Origin of the sequence: Zooshikella harenae (assembly GCF_018837975.1) — a bacterium.
GTDB classification, from domain to species: domain Bacteria; phylum Pseudomonadota; class Gammaproteobacteria; order Pseudomonadales; family Zooshikellaceae; genus Zooshikella; species Zooshikella harenae.
Window position 1 is genome coordinate 1 of record NZ_JAGSOY010000188.1, and the last position, 2,476, is coordinate 2,476.

The 2,476-nt window shown below is 39.5% G+C and carries 3 protein-coding genes; 2 read left to right on the plus strand and 1 reads right to left on the minus strand.

Features of this window, described 5'->3' with window-relative positions:
- Positions 1-1,349 (plus strand): hypothetical protein (locus KCG35_RS24595; RefSeq protein WP_215822496.1); only part of this gene is annotated, 1,349 nt, incomplete at its 5' end.
- Positions 1,350-1,967: 618 nt separating this feature from the next.
- Here the strand turns inward: KCG35_RS24595 and KCG35_RS26795 are convergent.
- Complete coding sequence (locus tag KCG35_RS26795) at positions 1,968-2,093, minus strand: hypothetical protein (protein WP_255562033.1); 126 nt, start codon at positions 2,091-2,093, stop codon at positions 1,968-1,970.
- On the opposite strand from KCG35_RS26795, the gene KCG35_RS24600 reads away from it, so the two are divergent.
- The gene (locus KCG35_RS24600; protein ID WP_215822497.1) at positions 2,092-2,457 is read left to right on the plus strand and encodes a hypothetical protein; all 366 of its coding nucleotides are present in this window, start codon (positions 2,092-2,094) and stop codon (positions 2,455-2,457) included. The genes KCG35_RS26795 and KCG35_RS24600 overlap by 2 nt on opposite strands.
- Positions 2,458-2,476 lie beyond the last annotated feature (19 nt).

Here is a 2,476-nt window from a genome sequence, read left to right on the forward strand (position 1 = left end):
GGGGTAGGATTGACTCCATTATCGAAGTACCTCTAACTCGTTATGATGCTGAGAAAGCTGCAATCCAAGATATTCAAGCTTTATTACGCTTGACTAGCCTGGGTAAGGTTGCTGTTAGCAATAAAACATTTTTTCCATCTAAAGCAGCAACAAAAACCATTACCCAAATACTTCGAGATGGTGATTTTTATAATTGGCAAAATGTCAAAGATTCACATGCGAGCGATGTTGGCCCAATAAAATCATTTGCTTGGCCTTTAATGTTACAAGCATCTAAATTGACCGAATTACAAGGTAGTAAATTAACATTAACAAAGTCGGGCCAAAAAGCCTTAACTTCATCTCCTGCTGAAACCCTAAAGATAATTTGGTCACGCTGGCTGAAATCAAAGTTGATAGACGAGTTTAATAGAGTTGATCAAATTAAAGGTCAAAAAGGAAAAGGGAAACGCTCAATGACATCAGTGGTTGAGCGCCGCGGAGTTATCATCGAAGCTCTGAAACATTGTCCTGTTAATGAGTGGGTTACATTTGATGAGTTTTCTCGTTTTATGCAAGCATCAAATTTTAATTTTGAAGTGACCCGTTCTTTATGGCACTTATATATTGAAGACGCTAATTATGGTAATTTAGGATATGATGGTTACCATGATTGGCGTATTCTTCAAGGACGCTATATTTTATGTTTCTTGTTTGAATACGCTGCAACATTGGGCTTAATAGATGTAGCCTATGTAAATCCTCAGGAGACCCAGAGTGATTATAATAATCTTTGGGGAGCAGATGACTTAGATTTTCTAAGTCGCTATGATGGATTAATTTATTTTCGACTTAATCCACTAGGCGCTTACTGTCTTGGACTTACCTCAAATTATGAGCCAAATCATATAGAAACAAAAATCAAACTAAGTGTTTTGCCAAATCTACAAATAAAAACATCTGAAACACTTTCAACTGAAAAAGCATTTTTACTAGAAACCTATGCAGAAAAGGTGTCAGATCAACAATGGCGGCTTAGTCAGGAAAAAATGCTTTCAGCGGTAGAGCAAGGACATAAGCTTTCTGAATTAAAAACATTTTTGACAGAAGGGGATGACCAACCATTACCTGAAACCGTTGAAGGGCTTATTGCTAAAGTTGAGCGTCAGGCTCAATCCTTGACGTTAAAAGGACCCGCCATATTAATTGAATGTACTAATGAAAAAATAGCAAATACTATCAGTCAACATGAGCTTACCAAAAAGCACTGTATGCTTGCTGGTAAACGTCACTTAGTGGTTAAAGCAAACTCAGAAGCAACTTTTAGAAAAGCACTTCGTCAATTAGGTTATGGGATGCCACTGGTTTAAAAAGCTCACATATTGGTGTGGAATGCCAGTATCTTCGCAAGGGGTCTGGCTGGCATTAGGGGTATAAAAAATTTTTGCTGTGGGTATATCAATACTCATCTTGTTGCATGATTTTCATTTTATTAAAGTGCTCCACACATACAACCCAGTAGACTGTAGAATAAAAACCCCGTTCATGTATCTGACAATTATCATGGGGTAGAAATGGAAAACGTATTTGACTTTAGATATAGCTTAATTAACGAATACATCTCGTTTTCCAGAATCTTTGTATCAATAGCCGAAGAAGATATTAAGAACTTAAGGGCACATCTAAAAATAGTGATTTTTTATGAGAGCAAGGAAGCACTGCATGGAGGACCGCAGTATATAAGGAATACATGAGGAGCCAAGTACAGCGCTGACACAGCTATCACTGTTAAATATTAATCAAGTTCCCAGAATATAGAGGGAAGCTTCATAATGACCTACTTGAGTTGACACAAAAATAAACAGGGAACGTTATGAAGTTTAATGAAGACACCCGCGTAAAAATCTCGGCTATCCTCCACCTGATGAAGCTGGGATCGGGATACTAACATATTCCCTAAGCTGTTCACTGCATCGAGCCGGATGATGTTAGCTGCCTGACATCAAATTGACCTTGATAACGAAGACCTCGGCCGCGTCTTCTTTGAGCATCTCATTGACGGCTCCAACACTAAGCTCATAGATTTCGAAAACTTCAACAACAATAGCTTCCATGTTTTCACCGAGCTCACTTGCTAAAATGGCGATGAAGAGTTTCGTCGAGAAACTAATGGACTACAAAAGCAAATCATGCGCTATCCACAGCTATTCGCCACTAAAGCCATTGAGCGTAAACTCAATGAGGGGAGAGAAAAAAGGCATCATCTGGTACACACAAGGCAGCGGGAAAATAGTGCTCACCTACGTTTTCTGGCCAACCTGGGTTAGCCCCCAACGCTATCAAGATCGTGCTAACGTTACACTGCTGATTGTTGATGAAGATAAAGCCAAAAAGAATCCTGACTCCAAGGCCATCAGCTCCAAGCCGCTACACGAGCGTCAGCATATCCTCAACATCTGCTACGCTGTAAGAGGCTAACAACACTTGGTTGGATGGG